The organism is Pseudoalteromonas ostreae (genome assembly GCF_018069805.1).
Classification (GTDB): Bacteria; Pseudomonadota; Gammaproteobacteria; order Enterobacterales; family Alteromonadaceae; genus Pseudoalteromonas; species Pseudoalteromonas ostreae.
On record NZ_JAGPYN010000029.1, the window covers coordinates 23,405 to 42,963 of the forward strand.

The following is a 19,559-nucleotide window of genomic DNA, read 5'->3' on the forward strand; positions in this document are numbered from 1 at the left end:
AGAAATTGGCCGTTAAGAGCTGTAATGGAAATATGTTGATTCAATTAGGTGAGTATTTCTTAGACACAGACGAAATGTCTCTTCAAATTAATGAGCAGTTCGTTGTACTTGAACCAAAAGTATTTGCCGTATTGATGTATTTTATTGAGCATCATGAGCGTTATATTTCAATGGATGAATTGCATGATAACTTATGGAAAGACCGCTGTGTTTCTGATGCCGCAGTAAGGCGAATTATAAGTAAACTTCGCATAATCTTGAATGATGATTATAAAGATCCTAAGTATCTCCAATCCCTTTCTAAGCGCGGCTATAAATTAATTTGTCCTTTTTCAACAATTCTTTCCCCTATAGAAAAAAAACAAAAAAGTATAGAAAAAACAGAGCACAAGAATGTTAAAAAAGCTAAGGTCTATTTTTACCTTATTGCAATAGCGATTCTTTTTCTTTCGTTAGCTTATCTTTTATTTAAATACAATGTCGATGAAGTTTCAGTTACTGCTAGGGTGGTAAATACTGTCGTCTCAGACAAAAAAGCCTTTGCAGCCTCCAGTGAAGGTCGATACATTGCATTTACTAGTAAATTAAGTCATGAAAAGAATTATCATATTTATTTAAAAGACCAGAAAACAGAGACTATAGAGGTGCTTGTAGATAATACAACCCTGCCTACAGGTTTGGTTTTCTCTAATGATGGGGAGCGCTTGTACTTTTCCGATAATTTAGGTGGTATTGCTTTATTAAAGCAGATAGATCTAACAAATAAAGCGCATGGGATAGGTACATTAGTAGCTGATTTTTATTTTATCACAGATGTGTTTATCGACAAAAATGAAAATGACGTAATTTATTTTTCTGGGCAAAAAGATCAGCAAAGTGCATTACTTATCTATAAATTCAACTCTGAAAAAGGCTTGCTTGAAGAGATTACTTCTGTTCCTCAAAAAGGATTTCATGATAGTCGTGCGGATATTTCTCCAGACTCTGGTAAGTTGGTTGTACTGCGAATCTATTTGGGTAGTAAGCGTAATTCTATTCGAGTACACGATTTAAAGACTGGCAGAACTCTTTTTCACCATGATCAAAATACAACTATCTATGATGTTCATTGGCTTGATGATGAGCATATCATTTTATTAGATGATAAGAAGCTAGCTAAAATAAATGTTAAAACAGGTGATTCAAATATTATTATCGATAAAAACAAAGGCCTTATCGCATTAGAACGAGTAACCCCAAATACACTATTAGCTATCAGAGATAATGATATTATCAATACTCTGATAGAGAAAAAGCTGCCATTAAGTGATTTTAAAAATGTTGAAATGATTCAAAAGAAACAACCTGAGCAAGATAGTAACATTATTGCCTATCAACCATTAGGTAACAAAATCTGGACGGTAATAAATGAGGGAGGTGTTAGCTCCTTAATTTTTTATGAAAAAAGCAATGTGACGAAAAAAGCAACACTAATGAGCACTGAAAACCCACTAGAGTTGCTCGGCGCCTCTCTGTCTGGACAATATGTATTATTAAAGCTTCAAGACCGCATAACAATTTTTAATACGTTTGATAATAGCCTGACTTACCTCTCTAAAGCTGATGAGTTGATTGGCGATGTTATTTTTTCATTAGATGATAAATCCATTCTATATACGCGAAAAAGTAATGGTGAATGGCAAGTATTTGAGTATGTGATTGAAGAGGAAACTAAAAACCTTATCTTTAAAGGTTACCGCTTTATTCGCCAATTTGAAGGGGGATATGTATTAGGGGATAATACGGGGAGGTTATCACGCTTTGATGAGTATAAAGAAACGATGACTCCAATGTCGGTAAGTATGTCCACTGAGACAAACACGAATTGGGCTGTAATAAACGGTAAGGTATTATGGAGTAATCACAATTTGATAAATACGATCTTCTATGAAATAGACTTACATGATGTTGATGCTTCTAGCCTAAAGTCAAAAACGTTTGGTTTTAGTGTGATTAGACCAGGGTTTTATGTGGACAAAGTGAATGGTTTAATTGTCGTTGAAAGTTTAGGTAGTAGAACTAGTGAAATTATTTCCATTGATATTCAATAGGTTGAAATATTTGAAGCTTATCGACGCTCAACAAATCTTGAGGCTGTAAAAATTACGCGACGTGAAAAAGAATGTATTCGTTGGGCTTCTATTGGAAAGACCTCTTGGGAGATCAGCCAAATACTCAGCATTAGCCAAAGAACCGTTGATTTCCATTTAACAAATTGTATTAGAAAGACAAACAGTACAAACCGACAGCATGCCATTGTTAAATGTATTTTGAGTGGAGAATTGCTAAGCCCTCAATAGAATTTCCCTGACCAATTAAAAGCGCATATTGCGCTTTTTTTGATCTACACCTTGCCATTTTCATAGTTTCGTTTAAAATCTCTTAACTTTCGAAACGAAACTTAAATGATTTACTTAATGACTAAACGAAACACCCAGCAACGTCGTCACCTTATTCTTACTCAAGTTAATGAGTTAGGTGAAGTAGCCGTAGATATTTTAGCTGAGCAGTTTCAAACCTCTGAAGTAACCATTCGTAAAGACTTAACAGCGCTTGAAAAAAGCGGACTATTACTGCGCCGTTATGGTGGCGCGATAGCATTGCCGCAAGAAATTGTAAGCGATGATATTGATTCAAAACGTAAAGTGGCGATTGCAAAAGCCGCAGCAGCACTAATCAAAGATCATAACCGCATTATTATCGACAGTGGTCGTACTACAGCAGCAATGATCCCTGAACTGGGTAATAAGCGCGGTTTAGTGGTGATGACTAATGCAATTAAAGTGGCTAATCGCTTATTGGCGCTGGAAAACGAGCCAACACTTTTGATGACCGGTGGTACGTGGGACCCGCATTCTGAGTCGTTTCAGGGGCAGGTTGCAGAGAGTGTTTTACGTTCTTATGATTTTGATCAGCTATTTATTGGTGCTGATGGCATTGATGTTGAGCGCGGTACTACTACCTTTAATGAACTTGTAGGTCTAAGCCAAGTTATGGCAGGCGCTGCTCGTGAAGTTATAGTGCTGGTGGAGTCTGAAAAAATCGGCCGAAAAATCCCTAATTTAGAATTACCTTGGCAGCAAGTGACTACGCTTATCACCGACAGCAACTTAGCACTCGATACTCGCCAAGCAATACAAGCGTGTGGTGTGCAGTTGATCTGCGCCGAGCTATAAATTTACAAATTCGTGTTTATTACAGGCCGACAACACCTGTAATGTTCATTTAAATATTAAACAACACATACAAACCCAAAGTTGACGCTTTGGCATGTGCAAAAGGAGAAATTATGTGTGGAATAGTTGGGGCAGTTGCAGAACGCCCAGTAAATAAAATTTTAGTTGAAGGCCTTAAGCGTCTTGAATACCGTGGTTACGACTCAGCTGGTGTGGCACTTTTAGATGGTAATACACTTAATACCGTAAAAGCAGTGGGTAAAGTAGTTAACCTTGAAAACGCGCTTGATGAAGCTGGCGTAAAAGGGACTACCGGTATTGCACATACTCGCTGGGCAACTCACGGCGGCGTGACGAAAGCAAACGCGCACCCGCATATTTCAAACAGCGAAATTGCCTTAGTGCACAATGGTATTATTGAAAACCACGCCAGCTTACGTGAAGCGCTGAAAGGCGATGGTTACGAGTTTTTATCAGACACCGATACCGAAGTAATGGTGCATTTAATTCATCAACTTCGCCAGCAGCACACTACTTTATTAGCGTCAGTTCAAGCAGCTGTTAAACAGTTTGAAGGCGCATTTGGAACCGTTGTGTTCGATAAAGCGAATGATAACGAAATTATTGTAGCGCGCTCAGGCAGTCCGTTAGTTATTGGTTTAGGCCTTGGTGAAAACTTTATTGCTTCAGACCAATTAGCACTATTACCTGTAACGCGCAGCTTTATTTACCTTGAAGAAGGTGATGTTGCGCGTATCACCCGTAACAGTGTGGAAATTTTTGATGTAGACGGCAATGCGGTTGAACGTGAGGTTGTTGAATCAAACATCACACAAGATGCATCAGGTAAAGGTGAATACCGTCACTACATGCTTAAAGAGATTTACGAGCAGCCGCTTGCTGTACGTAACACCCTTGAAGGACGTTTAAACGACGACCGCGTAGCGATTGATGCTTTTGGCGATAGCGCACAGCAAATATTTAAAGACGTAAAACATGTACAAATTATTGCCTGTGGTACGTCATACCATTCAGGTATGGTTGCTCGTTACTGGCTTGAGCAATTTGCAGGTGTTAGTTGTAACGTAGAGATTGCCTCTGAGTTCCGTTACCGTCAGTCATTTGTACACGAAAATAGCCTATTAGTAACGATTTCACAATCAGGTGAAACGGCTGATACTTTAGCTGCGCTTCGTTTAGCTAAAGAGCAAGGCTATATGGGGTCAATGACTATTTGTAACGTACCAGGCTCATCGCTTGTACGAGAATCAGACCTTGCCTTTATGACCAAAGCCGGTGCTGAAATTGGTGTAGCCTCTACTAAAGCATTTACTACACAGCTTGTTGGTTTGTTAATGCTTACTGCGTCTATTGCTCAAGAGAAAGGCTTAGATCAAAGCGCGATTGTTAACGCTATTAAACTGCTACCAGCTAAATTAGAAGAAACGCTACTATTGGCTGATGGCATTGCAGACCTTGCAGAAGAGTTTGCTGATAAACACCACTCACTGTTTTTAGGTCGCGGGTCGCAATACCCAATTGCAATGGAAGGCGCACTTAAGCTTAAAGAAATTTCATACATTCACGCTGAAGCGTACGCAGCGGGCGAGCTTAAACACGGCCCATTAGCACTGATTGACGCCGATATGCCAATTATTGTTGTAGCACCAAACAACGAATTGCTTGAAAAACTTAAATCAAACGTAGAAGAAGTCCGTGCTCGCGGTGGCATTATCTATGTATTCGCAGATAAAGACTCACACTTTGAGTCAGACGAAACCATGCGTGTGATCAACGTAAATCATGTAGATGACGTAATTGCTCCAGTTGTATATACAATCCCATTACAGTTACTTTCGTACTACGTAGCGGTAATTAAAGGCACTGACGTTGACCAACCACGTAACTTAGCAAAGTCGGTAACGGTTGAGTAAAATCAAAGGGTAACCATAAATAAATAGTGGGTGAACAATAAAGTTTTCCCACACTTCTTACCCTTGAGATTCTTCTTAGATCAAAACCGATATTTATAGATGTCGTCGATGCATCGTTTAGTATCTACTGTTCTAAGCTACTAGCTAGATGAGCTCTCCTCTTTTCACCCCAATTAAAAAACATGCCCTGCGTATAGGTCTTCGGCTGCTGTTGCACTCATATTATGCATTTTGGTGCGGGCAATTTAGCTCTATGTTTTCTCCACATGAGCGGTTGAAAAGTTCAAGGCATCGTTTAATTGGTGAAATTAAATATAAACTCAAAAGCTAATGATTCATTTTTATTTTCTTTTGGGCTAAATTTGGTGTTTTAAAGTTGTTTTAAAGGTGGGGCCGCGCATGACTGCTTTTGAGGCTCAGATTTAGTTTTTCGATTAAAATCAAAAACGCCAACTCAAGGTTGGCGTTTTAATTATGAAGCTAAAGTAGGCAATTAAGCTTTGGGGCCTGCATTTTTAATTTCGTCAGATACGTCGTATTTTGCGAAGTTTTCAGTGAAATCTGCGGCTAACTTAGCTGCATATTCAGCATACTTAGCTTTGTCTTCCCAGGTATTAATTGGGTTAAGTAGCTCGCTGTTAACGCCTGGTACTGCAACTGGTACGTCTAGGTTTAAAATATCAATATGTTGAGTTTCAACGCCAGCTAGTTTACCGGATACGATAGCATCAACAACAGCGCGGGTAGTTGGAATATCAAAACGCTTACCTGTGCCGTAAGGACCGCCAGTCCAACCAGTATTAACTAGGTACACCTTGGCGCCAAATTCACGTACACGCTTCATTAGAAGCTCCGCGTATACACCCGCTGGACGTGGGAAGAATGGTGCACCAAAACAGGTTGAGAATGTTGATTCGATATCGCTGGTAGAACCAATTTCAGTAGAGCCAACTTTTGCTGTGTAACCGCTTAGGAAATGAAACGCTGCCGCTTCTTCGCTAAGGATTGATACTGGTGGTAATACGCCGCTTACATCACAGGTTAAGAATACCACTGCTTTTGGCTCACCGGCGCGGTTTTCTATTTTACGTTTTTCAACGTGCTCAAGCGGATAAGCTGCGCGGCTATTTTGCGTTAGGCTAGTATCATGAAAGTCAGGAATGCCTTTGTCATCAAGGACAACGTTCTCTAGGATAGTTCCAAAGCGGATTGCATCCCAAATAACAGGCTCATTCTTTTGTGAAAGGTCGATACACTTAGCATAACAACCACCTTCAATGTTGAATACACTACCAGGTGCCCAGCCGTGTTCGTCATCACCGATTAAAAAGCGAGTTGGATCTGCGGATAAAGTTGTTTTACCAGTACCAGATAGACCAAAGAATAATGCTGTATCGCCAGCTTCACCTACGTTAGCTGAGCAGTGCATTGGTAGCACGCCTTTTGCTGGTAGTAGGAAGTTTTGCACTGAGAACATTGATTTTTTCATTTCACCGGCATAACGCATACCTGCAAGCAATACTTTACGTTGTGCAAAGTTGATAATTACTGTGCCATCACTGTTAGTGCCATCACGTTCTGGATCACAAACAAATGAAGGTACATTCATTACCTGCCACTGGGGTAAATCAGATGCATTATAAGATTTAGGTTCGATAAACATATTTTTGGCAAAGATATGATGCCATGCAGTTTCTGTTGTAACAACAACAGGTAAATAGTGCTCAGGATCAGCGCCTACTTCAAGGTGAGAGATGAAGTGGTCGTTGCTCTGCACATGTGCTTCTACACGTGCCCATAAAGCGTCAAATTTATCTGCATCGAAAGGGCGATTTACATTACCCCACTGGATTTCATTTTCAGTACTTGATTCTTGAACAATAAAACGATCTTGTGGTGAACGACCAGTACGACGACCAGTGTTAGCAACAAAAGCTCCATTGGCGGCTAAAGTCCCTTCACCGCGACGGATCGCGTGTTCGACAAGTTCAGCTGCAGTTAGATCGACAAAACGAGTAGCGCTTGAAGTCATGTTTATACCTAAATTGTGTGAGATTGAACGGGATAGCTCTGGGGTTCTTGTTTCCCTTTAAGCTGTAATTATAGTAACAGATGGATTAGGGATATTCGAGCCTATGAAAGGCCTAAAAACACATATATTTAGTAAAAAACATGAATAATTTCAATGATACCGGTGTCATAAAAGTAATACAATTCATGACACCGGTATCAATTTTTGGCATAAAAAAACCGCAATAAATGCGGTTTGAATTTTGTTGGCTTATTGAACGATGAGATTAGTTGAAAATACTTTTCACATCTTGTTCATTAAAAACGTAATCTTTTAAGCAATAATGGCAGCTAATTTTTACTTCACCATTTTCAATAACGTCATCTAATAAAGCTTGTTGGCCTATATTAACGAGTGCAGTGATGGTTTTTTCTCTACTACAACCACATTTAAACTGGATTGCTTGCGGCTCGTAAACACGTGGATTGTCTTCATGGTAAAGACGAGTAAGCACAGTTGCAGCATCAAGCTCTAACAACTCTTCAGCTTTAATTGTATTGCTAAGTGCTTCGAGGTGGGTAAAGTCAGTAATCGACTTTTCTTTATTTACAGGCAACACCTGTAATAGTAGGCCAGCAGCTTTAGCATGACCTTGTGTTGTATCAGTTGCAAACCAAAGACGTGTTTGTAGTTGCTCTGATTGTGCAAAGTAGGCTTCAAGACATGCCGCTAACGTATCGTGCTCAAGCGGGACTATACCTTGATAACGTTCACCTTTAGTTGGTGTGATTGTCAGTACCATCACACCGTTACCGATTAGTTCCTGGATGGTTGAGCCTGTTACTTCACCTTGCAGGCGGGCAATACCGCGCATATTTTGTTGATGATCGCCGTTGATAACCGCATATTTTACCGGACCATCACCTTGCAGTTGTACTGCTATATCACCTTCAAACTTTAATGTAGCTGTAAGTAGGCAGGTTGCGACCAGTAATTCTCCCAATAAAGCTTGCACTTGCGCGGGGTAATTATGATCAGCAATCATTTCATTATAGGCTTGCTCTATTTGTACGAGTTCGCCGCGGACGTCTAGTTGATCAAATGTATAACGATGAAGTAGATCTTGTTGCATGATTGGCTTTACCTAACTTGATTTCATTTTTAAAAGTTCGCGTCTTTGCTTTTTATCTGGTTTACGGTCCGGATGAGGAGCAAAAAAACTATTATTCTTGCGCGCGATGCTATTGGCTTCGCGTTTTTCGATACTTGCATCAGATTCGTGATACAAGGTTTGAGCAATGGGGGCACTTAAGCGTTTATCAAGCAATTTAAGTACAGTGATAACTTTTTCGTCAACTCCTTGAGCAAGTTTGATCACGGCATCTAGTTCGACTATTTTACTAGGTTTAGTGCGCTGGCCATTATAATGTACTTTGCCACCTTGCACCATGTCCCGTGCGATGGCACGGGTTTTATAAAAGCGTGCGGCCCACAACCATTTGTCTAAACGGATACTAATAGCTTCATCTTTTGACGTGGGATTACGGGTGTTATTTTTTGACACAATCATACTCAATTAAAAGCGCGGCTCGGTAAGCAAAATTTAGCATGAAACTTACCAACAAAGAAATAGTCGAAGTTTTTTACACTCGGCTTGAACGTTAATTTACCTTGTTTACAAAGTTTAATATTAGTGCGCTTGTTGAATGAAAAATGAAAAGGTACTATAGGCCAGCGATGAAGCAGAAAATTAAAATAAGAAACGTCATTTATGGAACAGCAATTACAACAGCTAAAACATGTAGTAAGTAAATTACCCCACGCTAAATTGAGTTGGGCAATAACGCTATTAGTCGTTGTTTATATTTCCTTTTTATCGGCAAAGCTATTTTGGCTAATATGGCCATCCTCAGTTAATTCTAGCCTTTCTCCAAGCTATATTAATAGCGTTACAGGTAAACCTGAACGGGTTAATACGCAATCAATTTTAGCACAAAACTTGTTTGGTAAAGCCGATGCGGCGCCTAAAAAATCAGCAAGCAAACAAACTCAAGTCATTAACAATGCGCCAGAAACTCGATTAAGCATTAATTTAACCGGTATTGTTGCGGTCAGTGGTAATGATCAAACCGGCTTAGCAATTATTGAATCTCAAGGCCAACAATCAACCTATTTAGTAGATGATGTTGTGCAAGGCACTCGCGCTAAGCTTGCTCAAGTATTACCTGATCGAGTAATTTTAGATGTCAGTGGCCGTTTTGAAACGTTAATGCTTGATGGCGTGGATTTTACTAAAACAGTATCAATGCCAGTACTTGCCGAACGTGATAGTGATGAACCTGAACTCGATGACGGTCCGCAAATGGAAAGTGACCGTCAAATTGATGTAACAGCAAATCAAGAAGTAAAAGAAGCAATTATAGAGACCCGAGAAGAACTGTTAAAAGATCCCGGTAAACTATTTGACTATATTCGAGTATCTCAGGCTATGAAGGATGGCGAGCTTATTGGCTATCGTTTAAGCCCAGGTAAAGACCCTGCACTATTTACGCAGATGGGGTTACAAAATAACGATTTAGCTGTATCGATTAACGGCTATCAATTAACAGATTTAAAACAGGCCATGTCAGCCATTAATGAGCTGCGTAATAGTACCGATGCGAACATTACAATTGACCGTGATGGCGAGCAGATTGATGTGCAATTTAGCCTGCAATAACTTAGCTTTGGAGTTTTAATATAATGGTTCACGCGCTACACCTCAAAAAAATCAGAAAAGGGTTAGCTAAGTACGCAACACTTTTTTTTGTGGCTAGCTTATCTCTATCGGTGTCTGCCGTTGAGTATGCTGCAAACTTTAAAGGGACCGATATCAACGAGTTTATTAATATCGTTGGTAAAAATCTGAATAAGACTGTCATTATCGACCCGAACGTACGTGGCAAAGTAAATGTACGTAGCTATGAATTAATGGACGAAGCTCTTTATTATCAATTCTTTTTAAATGTACTAGAAGTTTACGGTTATTCAGTTGTTGAAATGGATAACGGCATATTAAAGATTGAAAAAAGCTCTGATGCTAAAAAATCAAACGTACCGTTAGTCACTGAAGATGATCAAGCGCGTGGTGATATGATGATCACTCGTGTCGTACGTGTAAAAAATGTTAGCGTACAAGAACTAGGCCCATTAGTGCGTCAGTTTAGCGACCAAAAAGATGGCGGTCATGTTGCCAACTTCAACGCTGCAAACGTCATGATGTTGACCGGTCATGCAGCCTCAGTAAACCGACTTGTTGAAATTATTCGTTCAGTTGACCAAGCTGGTGATAAGCGGGTTGATATTGTAAAGTTAAATTTTGCCACCGCTGACGATGTGGTATCTGTGGTTGATAATATTTACAAAGATAGCGGTAAAGGCAGCGTCCCAGAATTTTTGATCCCTAAAGTAGTTGCAGATGGCCGTACTAATAGCGTGATTGTTAGTGGCGAAGGCCAAGCAAGAACCCGTGCTATTGAGTTAATTAAACGCCTCGACGGTGAGTTACAAAGCCAAGGCAACACTAAAGTAATTTACCTTAATTACGCCAGCGCTGAAGATTTAGTGAAAGTGTTGCAAGGGGTTAGCAAAACGCTTGGTGAAGAAGGTCAAGGTGGGGCAACTAAAACCCGTAGCCGCAATCAAAACGAAACCAGTATCGAAGCTCACCCGGATTCAAACTCATTGGTCATTACTGCTCAACCTGACACTATGCGTTCATTGGAGTCCGTGATTGAACGGCTTGATATTCGCCGTGCTCAAGTACTCGTTGAAGCAATCATTGTTGAAGTAATGGAAGCTGATGGGATTAACTTTGGTCTGCAATGGATTTCAGAGCAAGGCGGTATGATGCAGTTTAATAACGGCACAACCGTTCCTGTTGGTTCTTTAGCTGTAGCTGCTCAGCAAGCTCGTGATAAAACAATTACAGATAGCGTTGTAGGCACTGACAATGCAGTAGTTACTCCTATTAAGAAAACTGTAGAAGGTGATCTTGGCCCGTTAGGTAAGTTGTTAGGGGGCATCAATGGATTGGCCATGGGTATTGTTAAAAACGATTGGGGCGCGATCATTCAAGCAGTCTCTACTGATACTAACTCAAATATTCTTGCTACGCCTTCGGTTACCACCATGGATAACGAAGAAGCATCGATGATTGTCGGTCAAGAAGTACCGATCATTACTGGCTCGCAAACAGGTTCTAATAATAACAACCCATTCCAAACGGTTGAGCGCCAAGAGGTGGGTGTAAAGCTTAAAGTAACGCCACAAATTAATGATGGTTCAGCTGTACAGTTAACCATTGAACAAGAAGTATCTGGCGTGAGTGGTACTACTTCGGTGGATATATCTATTAATAAGCGTGCCATTAAAACCACGGTTATGGCTGATGATGGCGGCATGGTTGTGCTTGGTGGTCTAATTGATGAAGACGTGCAAGAAAGCGTCTCGAAAGTACCAATATTAGGTGATATTCCTATCCTAGGTCACTTATTCCGCTCAACCAGCACCAGCAAGCGTAAACGTAATTTAATTGTGTTTATTCGCCCAACCATTATTCGTGATGGTATTAAAATGAATAAATTGAGCCACAGCAAATATAACTTTATCCGTGGCGAGCAGTATAAACAAAAAGAAGATGGTATTGATTTAATGCCTCTAACCGATGCACCAATCCTACCTGAGTGGAATGATGCATTAGTATTACCGCCAACCTATGAAGAGTATTTAAAGCAGCAAAATACAGATGAGCGCAATAATGACTGATGCAATCACTGAGATCACCGCAGAGGCCTCACAGCCGCTAAATAATAGCGAGCTGATGACCAGTAACGATTTAGTTGAGCTGCCTAATAAACGGCTACCATTTTCATATGCACGACGTGCAGGCATGTTATTAAGTAAAAATAACGATGACCGGGTGGTTTTCTATCGTGGTGAGCTTGATATTGATGCATTGTTAGAAGTTCGTCGCATTGCTGGGCATGGTTTTACGCTTGAGCACTTAGCTGATGATAAGTTTGAGTTGTTATTAGAGGCATCGTATCAACGCGATAGTTCTGAAACCCAGCAAATGATGGAAGACATAGGTAACGAAGTCGATTTATTTTCACTGGCTGAAGATATGCCGCAAACGGAAGATTTGCTTGCCGGAGATGATGATGCACCAATCATTAAATTGATCAATGCGATGCTCAGTGAGGCGATTAAAGAAGGCGCGTCAGATATTCACATCGAAACCTTTGAGCAAGAGCTAGTGATCCGCTTTCGGGTTGATGGCGTGCTTAAAGAAGTGTTAAAGCCGAATCGTAAACTCGCTTCATTGCTAGTTTCGCGTATTAAAGTCATGGCGAAACTAGATATTGCTGAAAAGCGTATCCCGCAGGATGGTCGTATTAGTTTGCGTATCGCAGGACGTGCCGTTGATGTTCGGGTATCAACCATGCCATCAAGTTTTGGTGAGCGGGTTGTACTGCGTTTACTTGATAAAAATAACGCGCGTTTAAATCTTGAAGATTTAGGTATGACGCTGCGCAATCGTGAATTGTTCTCTGATTTGATCAGTAAACCGCACGGAATTATTTTGGTGACCGGTCCAACTGGTTCGGGTAAAAGTACCACGCTTTATGCGGGCATGAGCCAAATTAACTCTCGCGATCGTAATATTTTAACGGTTGAAGATCCAATCGAGTATGAAATCCCAGGTATTGGTCAAACTCAGGTAAATACTAAAGTTGATATGACCTTTGCCCGTGGCTTACGAGCAATCTTACGTCAAGATCCTGATGTAGTAATGGTTGGTGAAATACGTGACCTTGAAACCGCACAAATTGGCGTACAAGCCTCACTTACTGGTCACTTAGTGATGTCGACATTGCATACCAACACCGCAGCAGGTGCTATCTCTCGTATGGAAGATATGGGGGTTGAACCCTTCTTGCTGTCATCTTCTTTGTTAGGGGTATTATCGCAGCGTCTAGTGCGAACTTTATGTAAGAGCTGTAAAGAAGGTCATGTTGCAGATGAGCGCGAGTGTGAATTGCTCGGCGTACCATTTGTAAATCCGCCAACTATTTACCGAGCCGTTGGCTGTGAAGAGTGTAACTTTAATGGTTACCGTGGTCGTACCGGTATTCATGAATTACTGGTAGTTGATGAAACTGTTCGCGAACTTGTTCACAGTGGTAAAGGTGAGCAAAGTGTTGAAAAGTACATTCGCAAACATACCCCAAGTATTCGCCAAGATGGCTGTAGTCGTGTATTAGCTGGTAAAACCACCCTTGAAGAAGTATTACGTGTAACGCGTGAGGAAGGTTAACAATGGCAGCATTTGAATATCGCGCGCTCGATGCTCGCGGCAAAGAGAAAAAAGGTATTCAAGAAGCGGATACCGCGAAACAAATTCGCCAATCTTTACGTGAACAAGGTCTTACGCCGCTCGAAGTTGTGCCCGCCGCAGAGGGAGAAAAACAGGTAAAAGGCGAAAAAAGCCCGTTATTTGGTAGTTTTTTTAAGTCAAAAATATCGACCTCTGATTTAGCACTAATCACTCGCCAACTCGCAACGCTAATTCAATCATCGCTTCCTGTCGAAGGGGCTGTTATGGCGGTGGCTGAACAGTGTGAAAAACCACGTATGAAACGTATGTTAATGTCGGTGCGTTCAAAAGTTGTTGAAGGTTATACCTTGGCTGATGGCATGTCTGAGTTTCCACATGTATTTGATAATTTATACCGCGCTATGGTAGCTGCGGGTGAAAAATCAGGTCACTTAGATGCTGTATTGAACCGTTTAGCCGATTACACGGAACAACGCCAACACATGCGTAGTCAAATCACACAAGCGATGGTGTATCCGGTGATATTAGTAATATTTGCCATTGGTATCGTGTCAATATTACTAGGTACTGTAGTGCCTAAAATATTGAAGACATTTGAAAAGTCAAAGCAGGTTTTACCTTGGACGACTGAATGGGTAATGGCTGCTAGTAACTATGTGCAAAATTATTGGTTCATTACTTTGGTGTTATTTACCGCGACAGTGATTGGTGTTAAACATGCGCTAAAACAGCCTAAGATCCGTTTTTGGTATGATTCGAAAATTCTGATGATGCCGGGCATTGGCAAAGTTGCTCGTAGTATTAATACCGCCAGATTTGCTCGTACACTGAGTATCTTGTCATCAAGTTCAGTGCCATTACTAGAGGGAATGCGTATTTCTGGTGGCGTATTGATCAACGAGAAAATTAAAAAAGCAGTGGCCGATGCCGCAACCCGCGTTAGTGAAGGGGCAAGTTTAAGAGCGTCCTTACAACAAACAAAATTATTCCCACCGATGATGCTGCATATGATCGCCAGCGGGGAGAAATCAGGTGAGCTCGAGCAAATGCTAGAGCGTGCTGCAAACAATCAAGACCGTGAATTTGAAACCATGGTAAATGTCTCGCTAAAGCTCTTAGAGCCTGCGATGATAGCGTCTATGGCGGTTATTGTATTATTTATCGTAATGGCCATATTACAACCTATTATGGCAATGAATAAAGCGATCGGACTTTAACTATTTTAGGGATTTCGTAATGCATTTTCACCGTGTTACGATAGTTAATTATTAAGAACAACAGAGGTATGTACGTGAATAAACAAGCAGGTTTCTCATTACTCGAAGTTATGGTGGTACTGGTTATCATTGGTATGATCATGTCAATCGTGGCACCCAATATTATGGGCCAGCAAGAAGAAGCGGCACTTGATAAAGCGCATCTTGATATTCAGCAGCTTGAAGATGCTATGAGTCTTTATAAATTAAAGAACAAAGCATACTTAACCACAGAGCAAGGCCTTGAAGGGTTAGTGACTAAAACTAGCGTAGAGCCAGTACCAAAGCGTTTTCCTGAAGGTGGCTTTATTTCTAAATTACCAGAAGATCCATGGGGAAATCCGTACCAGTTAATCAGCCCTGGTGAAGTTGGTAAATTTGATTTGTTTTCAATGGGACCTGATGGCGAAGTGGGTACTGATGACGACATTGGTAACTGGGATGAAGAAAAATAATAATGGATCTTGATATAAAGGCGTTTTTACACCTAGTACTGAGCTTAGCATGATGTTAAGTCGGGCTAAGTTGCGCCTTGCAAAGCTAAAGTCACCGATGCGTGGCTTTAGTTTAATTGAAATTTTGGTTGTGCTAGTGGTGATCGCCTTCGCCACTAAAATGGTGGTATATAGTCTTGATGGCGGTGTTGAAGATGAATTGGACAAACAAGCACTGAGACTGCATACCACCATTAATATGGCTTCTGAATTTGCAATCTTAAATCAGCTTGAATTAGGTTTTCAGCTTGATAAAGATACCTTAGAGTTTTTAGTGTTTGATGGTGAAAAATGGATCACCTTCGAGCGAGAAAAGCTGTTTGCGCCGATGACTGTTGATGAGCGTCTTAAGTTGACACTTAATCTAGAAGATCTCGCATGGGCTCAAGATAATCTACTCGAGCAATCCAATTGGCGCGAGTTAATGAGTGGCGGTGATGATGATAGCTTACTCGAATTGCAAAAAATGAAAATCCCGCAAGTGCTAATTTTATCTTCTGGTGAGGTGAGCGCATTTCAACTTATCTATGAATTAAAAGATGAAAAAGAACCTGTGTATTTCATCGAAGGGGAATTTTCCGCACCGGTTAACTTACGCAGAGAGCCAGAATAATGTATCGCAGGTCTAAAGGTTTTACTTTACTTGAGGTTATGGTGGCGCTGAGTATTTGCGCCATGGCTGGGATTGCCGCCATGCAAGCGACAGCCGAGCATATTAATCATTTATCAAGCCTTGAAGAGCAAACCTATGCCTCTTGGGTGGCTGAGAATGTAATGATTGAACAGCGTACCTTAGGCGATAAGTGGCAAGGCAAAAATGGCGCAAAAGGCACTGAAACAATGGCTGGTATAGAATGGTATTGGCGTCAAGATACCGAAGCGACAGCAGATAAAAGTTTTGTAAAAGTGACTATTAATGTATTTAGCGATGAAAAGTTAGAGCGCTCGGTTTATGAGCTCATCAGCTATTTAAATAAAGGTAGAAAATAAGTGAAGCAGCGCGGTTTTACACTATTAGAAGTGATGGTAGCGCTGGGGATTTTAGCATTCGTTGTGTTAGCTACTCACCAAATTCTTGATTCGACCACCAAAGCGAAAGATGCATCAGACGAAAAAATTGCAGAATTGAATGGTTTGCAAACGACCTTTAGGTTAATGGATCAAGATTTCAGCCAAATGACAAAACGTGCCGTGCGCAATGAAGCTGGTGATGTGCAAGAACAATATCTACTTGCTGGGCGTTACACCATTAATAGCCAGTATGATGGCATTGCCTTTGTACGAGATGGCTGGGTTAACCCAATTAATTTGTTACCGCGCTCAGAGCTACAAGCGGTGGGTTATCGTGTTATTGATGACAACCTTGAGCGTATATATCGGGTCTATGTTGATCAACTCGATAATCTTGAGCCGCGAGTGCAAGTTATTCTTAAAGATATCGAAGATCTTAAATTTGAATTTTTAGATGAAAAAAATGAATGGCAAGAGCAGTGGCAGGGAAAAGCCTTGCCAAAAGCTGTGGCGGTGACATTGCAACAAATTGATGAAGAACCAATAAGACGCGTTTTTTTAGTACCGGGTAATGGAAAGACGGGAGGTTTAAGTGAACCATAAATCTCAACATGGCGCCGCGCTTATAATTGTTTTGTTTATTGTTGCTTTGGCATCAATTTTAGCTGTTGAGATGAGTGCTAATTTACTCGTGCAAGTACAAAAAAGTACCAATATACAAGGCCATCAGCAAGCTAAGTGGTATGCCTATGCTGCAGAAGAGCTGGCTATTAAAGCGTTATTACAAAGCAAAAAAGATGACCCTGACAAAACCACTTTAAAACAAATTTGGGCGCAACAAGGCGATATTCCTTATCCGGTTGATAATGGTACTTTGCAAGGCAAGATCACGGACTTACAGGCTTGTTTAAATCTCAATGCATTACGTGTTAAAGCGCCACAAGCGGGTAGTACTGATAAAACCAATCCTGCGCACACCGCGTTATTAGCGCTATTAGAAAATATTGAGGACTTGCCAGCAGAAGAGTCGGAAGAAGCCATGGCTGACAGTGTTTACGACTGGCTCGATGAAGATAGTATTACTTATCGTTCTGGCGCTGAAGAAGATGAGTATTTATCGCGTAAATCACCATATATGACAGCGAATAGTTTTTTTGCATCAAGCTCAGAGCTGCGTTTGGTTAAAGGGTTTAATCCATTAGTGATGGAAAAAATCTTGCCATACGTATGCGTGATCCCAGGTAGCGAATTGTTAGCAATTAATGTCAATACAATCGTTCCTGAACAGGCATTATTATTGAGTGCATTGATTGATGGTTTGAGTGAGTCAGGTGCGCAAAGTGTGCTATCGGTCCGGCCAGAAGAAGGCTTTAATAATATTGAAGAATTTTTTGAACAAGTGAATCAACAAGGGGCTAAAAATGTTAAGTCTGTTGAAAAACTGTTCACCATAAATAGCGAATATTTTAAACTACAAGCGCAGGCTAAATTTGTCGATCTGCGTTTTTCGATGACCACATTACTGCATGCCAAAGATGGCGAAGTAACTATACTGGCGCGAAAATTTGGAGGCGTACAGTGACAGAAATACTGTTGATCCGCACGGGTCAAACTCAACAAGAAAGTATTAATTGGCTGATTTACTCACCATTAGAACAAGAAATAATTGCCAGTGGCGGATTGCCGAACGCTGAGCAACTGAGTGAGTTAGTTGAAAAAGCACAGAGCCGTGAAGTTGTGGTATTACTACCATGCGATCAGGTGCAACTAAAAACCGTAATCCTGCCGACCAAATGGAATCGTAAGCTTGAGCAAGCGCTACCATATATGCTTGAAGAAGAGATTGCATGTGACGTAGATGATTTATTTATCGCGATTGCTGAACCTACTATGGTCGGTGACAAGCACGCCATTAAAGTTGCTATGACTGACCGAGAATGGTTTGAAACTTGGTTAGCTGTATTTACTGAACATGGAATTGAAGTGTTCAAACTGTTACCCGATGCATTATTGCTCCCTACTGCGGAACATGAGGGATTAAGCGTAATTGAGCTTAATAACCAATGGTTATGTAAGCAAGGCTCATGGCGGATAAGTGCTGTAGAGCAAAGCTGGTTAGCTGAGTATTTAACTGCTTTAGGTCACCCTGATGTTGCACATTACAGCCCTGCCTCGCAATTTCCAGAAACGGTTAATCTTACGGCGCATACCGATGCTTATGATTTACCGCTGGCGTTATTTGCTAAACAATTACCTGAGATAAAATTCAATCTTCGCCAAGGCCAATATCAACTGAAAAAGAAAAGCGCATTATGGTGGGCGTATTGGCAAGGTGCCGCCATTGCAGCGAGTGTCGCGTTAGTTGGCTCTGTGGCTGTAAAAAGTATTGAATTGTATCAGCTAAATAGTGAGCTTGAAGTCGCTAAAAAACAGGTGGTTGAGCGTTATCAAATAGCCTTTCCGGGGAAAACAGTTCGTCCGCATTTGATTAAAAACCAAATTCAGGGTGAATTGGCTAAATTAGAGGGTGGTAGCAGTGCCGGCTTCCTAGACTTAACGAATGAGTTGGTGGGTGTATTTAGCCAAGTGCAAGAGTTTACCCCTGAGACATTACGTTACGATCAACGTCGTAATGAACTTAGAGTGCGTGCTCGCGGAAAAGATTTTCAAACCTTTGGTAAAGTTAAAGCAATTCTTGAACAGCGCGGATTAACTGTAGATCAAGGCTCATTAAATAATGATGGCGACTTTGTAGTCGGTGAAATAAAACTACGAGGTGCTGCATGAAACAACAACTTTTAAAACATTGGCGTGGCTTAAAAGATCAAGAACAGCAGTTGATGATGGTCGCGGGGGTTATTTTTGTTATTTTTATCTTAGTTATGGGTATTTTTAGACCACTCAACAACGCGATAACTGAAGCTGAAAAAAACCAAGTTAAACAGCAAGAATTGTTAGCGTGGGTTGATAACAGTATTGTTAAACTCAAAGCGGGTAGTGCGCGTGCTGTTACAAGTGACCAAAACTTGAGTCAAATAGTTAATGCTAGCCGTGGTCGCTACGATATAACCATAAGCAAAATGCAGCCTAGCGATAATTCATTAAGATTAACCATCGACTCGGTACAGTTTAATAAGCTCATAGAATGGCTTGATGAACTGGTAAACACTAAAGGCGTATTGATTGAAAATTTAGATCTCAGTCGCGATGATAAACCAGGCTACGTGCGCGTTAGCCGACTGGTATTAGAGAAGTAAAG

The 19,559-nt window shown here is 40.8% G+C and carries 18 protein-coding genes; 15 read left to right on the plus strand and 3 right to left on the minus strand.

What is annotated here, in order from left to right:
• The first annotated feature begins 32 nt into the window (after positions 1–32).
• The 4 genes from J7338_RS18130 (at position 33) to glmS (ending at position 5,149) form a co-directional block, all read left to right on the plus strand.
• Positions 33–2,090, plus strand: a complete 2,058-nt coding sequence (locus J7338_RS18130) for a winged helix-turn-helix domain-containing protein (protein ID WP_210798363.1) — start codon at positions 33–35, stop codon at positions 2,088–2,090.
• Positions 2,091–2,141: 51 nt separating this feature from the next.
• Positions 2,142–2,339: a helix-turn-helix domain-containing protein gene (locus J7338_RS18135; protein ID WP_275074571.1), complete on the plus strand. Its 198-nt coding sequence runs from the start codon at positions 2,142–2,144 to the stop codon at positions 2,337–2,339.
• 117 nt (positions 2,340–2,456) lie between these two features.
• The gene (locus J7338_RS18140) at positions 2,457–3,215 is read left to right on the plus strand and encodes a DeoR/GlpR family DNA-binding transcription regulator (RefSeq protein ID WP_145240141.1); all 759 of its coding nucleotides are present in this window, start codon (positions 2,457–2,459) and stop codon (positions 3,213–3,215) included.
• A 113-nt stretch (positions 3,216–3,328) separates the two neighbouring features.
• Entirely contained in the window at positions 3,329–5,149 is a 1,821-nt protein-coding gene (glmS, locus tag J7338_RS18145; protein ID WP_210798364.1) for a glutamine--fructose-6-phosphate transaminase (isomerizing), read from the plus strand.
• A 493-nt stretch (positions 5,150–5,642) separates the two neighbouring features.
• Here glmS and J7338_RS18150 read toward each other — a convergent pair whose 3' ends face one another.
• From J7338_RS18150 to hslR, 3 genes are all read right to left on the minus strand, one after another.
• On the minus strand, positions 5,643–7,181 hold the full coding sequence (locus tag J7338_RS18150) for a phosphoenolpyruvate carboxykinase (protein ID WP_210798365.1): 1,539 nt from the start codon (positions 7,179–7,181) through the stop codon (positions 5,643–5,645).
• 265 nt (positions 7,182–7,446) lie between these two features.
• Positions 7,447–8,292 carry an Hsp33 family molecular chaperone HslO gene (gene hslO / locus J7338_RS18155; RefSeq protein WP_210798366.1) on the minus strand — a complete coding sequence of 282 codons (846 nt, stop codon included), beginning with the start codon at positions 8,290–8,292 and terminating at the stop codon, positions 7,447–7,449.
• Between the two features lie 12 nt (positions 8,293–8,304).
• The gene (hslR, locus tag J7338_RS18160) at positions 8,305–8,730 is read right to left on the minus strand and encodes a ribosome-associated heat shock protein Hsp15 (protein ID WP_210798367.1); all 426 of its coding nucleotides are present in this window, start codon (positions 8,728–8,730) and stop codon (positions 8,305–8,307) included.
• Between the two features lie 201 nt (positions 8,731–8,931).
• Here hslR and gspC point away from each other — a divergent pair, with 201 nt between their 5' ends.
• The 11 genes from gspC (at position 8,932) to gspM (ending at position 19,557) form a co-directional block, all read left to right on the plus strand.
• Entirely contained in the window at positions 8,932–9,879 is a 948-nt protein-coding gene (gspC, locus tag J7338_RS18165) for a type II secretion system protein GspC (RefSeq protein WP_210798368.1), read from the plus strand.
• A 23-nt stretch (positions 9,880–9,902) separates the two neighbouring features.
• A complete protein-coding gene (gene gspD / locus J7338_RS18170) occupies positions 9,903–11,966 on the plus strand; it encodes a type II secretion system secretin GspD (RefSeq protein WP_210798369.1) in 2,064 nt (687 codons plus the stop codon).
• Positions 11,959–13,518 carry a type II secretion system ATPase GspE gene (gene gspE, locus J7338_RS18175; RefSeq protein WP_275074513.1) on the plus strand — a complete coding sequence of 520 codons (1,560 nt, stop codon included), beginning with the start codon at positions 11,959–11,961 and terminating at the stop codon, positions 13,516–13,518. The genes gspD and gspE overlap by 8 nt, the downstream gene beginning before the upstream one ends.
• Before the next feature lie 2 nt (positions 13,519–13,520).
• Positions 13,521–14,756 carry a type II secretion system inner membrane protein GspF gene (gene gspF / locus J7338_RS18180; protein ID WP_210798370.1) on the plus strand — a complete coding sequence of 412 codons (1,236 nt, stop codon included), beginning with the start codon at positions 13,521–13,523 and terminating at the stop codon, positions 14,754–14,756.
• 74 nt (positions 14,757–14,830) lie between these two features.
• Positions 14,831–15,250, plus strand: a complete 420-nt coding sequence (gspG, locus tag J7338_RS18185; RefSeq protein ID WP_145242768.1) for a type II secretion system major pseudopilin GspG — start codon at positions 14,831–14,833, stop codon at positions 15,248–15,250.
• 52 nt (positions 15,251–15,302) lie between these two features.
• Positions 15,303–15,902 (plus strand): prepilin-type N-terminal cleavage/methylation domain-containing protein, encoded by a 600-nt coding sequence (locus tag J7338_RS18190; protein ID WP_415837829.1) that lies wholly within the window; start codon positions 15,303–15,305, stop codon positions 15,900–15,902.
• Complete coding sequence (gene gspI, locus J7338_RS18195; RefSeq protein WP_210798372.1) at positions 15,902–16,279, plus strand: type II secretion system minor pseudopilin GspI; 378 nt, start codon at positions 15,902–15,904, stop codon at positions 16,277–16,279. The genes J7338_RS18190 and gspI overlap by 1 nt, the downstream gene beginning before the upstream one ends.
• On the plus strand, positions 16,280–16,903 hold the full coding sequence (gspJ, locus tag J7338_RS18200) for a type II secretion system minor pseudopilin GspJ (RefSeq protein WP_210798373.1): 624 nt from the start codon (positions 16,280–16,282) through the stop codon (positions 16,901–16,903).
• Positions 16,893–17,882 carry a type II secretion system minor pseudopilin GspK gene (gene gspK, locus J7338_RS18205; RefSeq protein ID WP_210798374.1) on the plus strand — a complete coding sequence of 330 codons (990 nt, stop codon included), beginning with the start codon at positions 16,893–16,895 and terminating at the stop codon, positions 17,880–17,882. The genes gspJ and gspK overlap by 11 nt, the downstream gene beginning before the upstream one ends.
• A complete protein-coding gene (gene gspL, locus J7338_RS18210; RefSeq protein WP_210798375.1) occupies positions 17,879–19,087 on the plus strand; it encodes a type II secretion system protein GspL in 1,209 nt (402 codons plus the stop codon). Before gspK ends, gspL begins: the two co-directional genes overlap by 4 nt.
• Positions 19,084–19,557 (plus strand): type II secretion system protein GspM, encoded by a 474-nt coding sequence (gene gspM / locus J7338_RS18215; protein ID WP_210798376.1) that lies wholly within the window; start codon positions 19,084–19,086, stop codon positions 19,555–19,557. Before gspL ends, gspM begins: the two co-directional genes overlap by 4 nt.
• Positions 19,558–19,559 lie beyond the last annotated feature (2 nt).

Bases quoted from the DNA above. Each gene is read 5' to 3' on its own strand.
- J7338_RS18190 (WP_415837829.1), top strand. From the start codon at position 15,303: ATGTTAAGTCGGGCTAAGTTGCGCCTTGCAAAGCTAAAGTCACCGATG.
- hslO (WP_210798366.1), bottom strand. From the start codon at position 8,292: ATGCAACAAGATCTACTTCATCGTTATACATTTGATCAACTAGACGTC.
- gspF (WP_210798370.1), top strand. From the start codon at position 13,521: ATGGCAGCATTTGAATATCGCGCGCTCGATGCTCGCGGCAAAGAGAAA.
- J7338_RS18150 (WP_210798365.1), bottom strand. From the start codon at position 7,181: ATGACTTCAAGCGCTACTCGTTTTGTCGATCTAACTGCAGCTGAACTT.
- hslR (WP_210798367.1), bottom strand. From the start codon at position 8,730: ATGATTGTGTCAAAAAATAACACCCGTAATCCCACGTCAAAAGATGAA.
- gspE (WP_275074513.1), top strand. From the start codon at position 11,959: ATGACTGATGCAATCACTGAGATCACCGCAGAGGCCTCACAGCCGCTA.
- glmS (WP_210798364.1), top strand. From the start codon at position 3,329: ATGTGTGGAATAGTTGGGGCAGTTGCAGAACGCCCAGTAAATAAAATT.
- gspM (WP_210798376.1), top strand. From the start codon at position 19,084: ATGAAACAACAACTTTTAAAACATTGGCGTGGCTTAAAAGATCAAGAA.
- J7338_RS18140 (WP_145240141.1), top strand. From the start codon at position 2,457: ATGACTAAACGAAACACCCAGCAACGTCGTCACCTTATTCTTACTCAA.
- gspC (WP_210798368.1), top strand. From the start codon at position 8,932: ATGGAACAGCAATTACAACAGCTAAAACATGTAGTAAGTAAATTACCC.
- J7338_RS18130 (WP_210798363.1), top strand. From the start codon at position 33: ATGTTGATTCAATTAGGTGAGTATTTCTTAGACACAGACGAAATGTCT.
- gspI (WP_210798372.1), top strand. From the start codon at position 15,902: ATGTATCGCAGGTCTAAAGGTTTTACTTTACTTGAGGTTATGGTGGCG.
- gspD (WP_210798369.1), top strand. From the start codon at position 9,903: ATGGTTCACGCGCTACACCTCAAAAAAATCAGAAAAGGGTTAGCTAAG.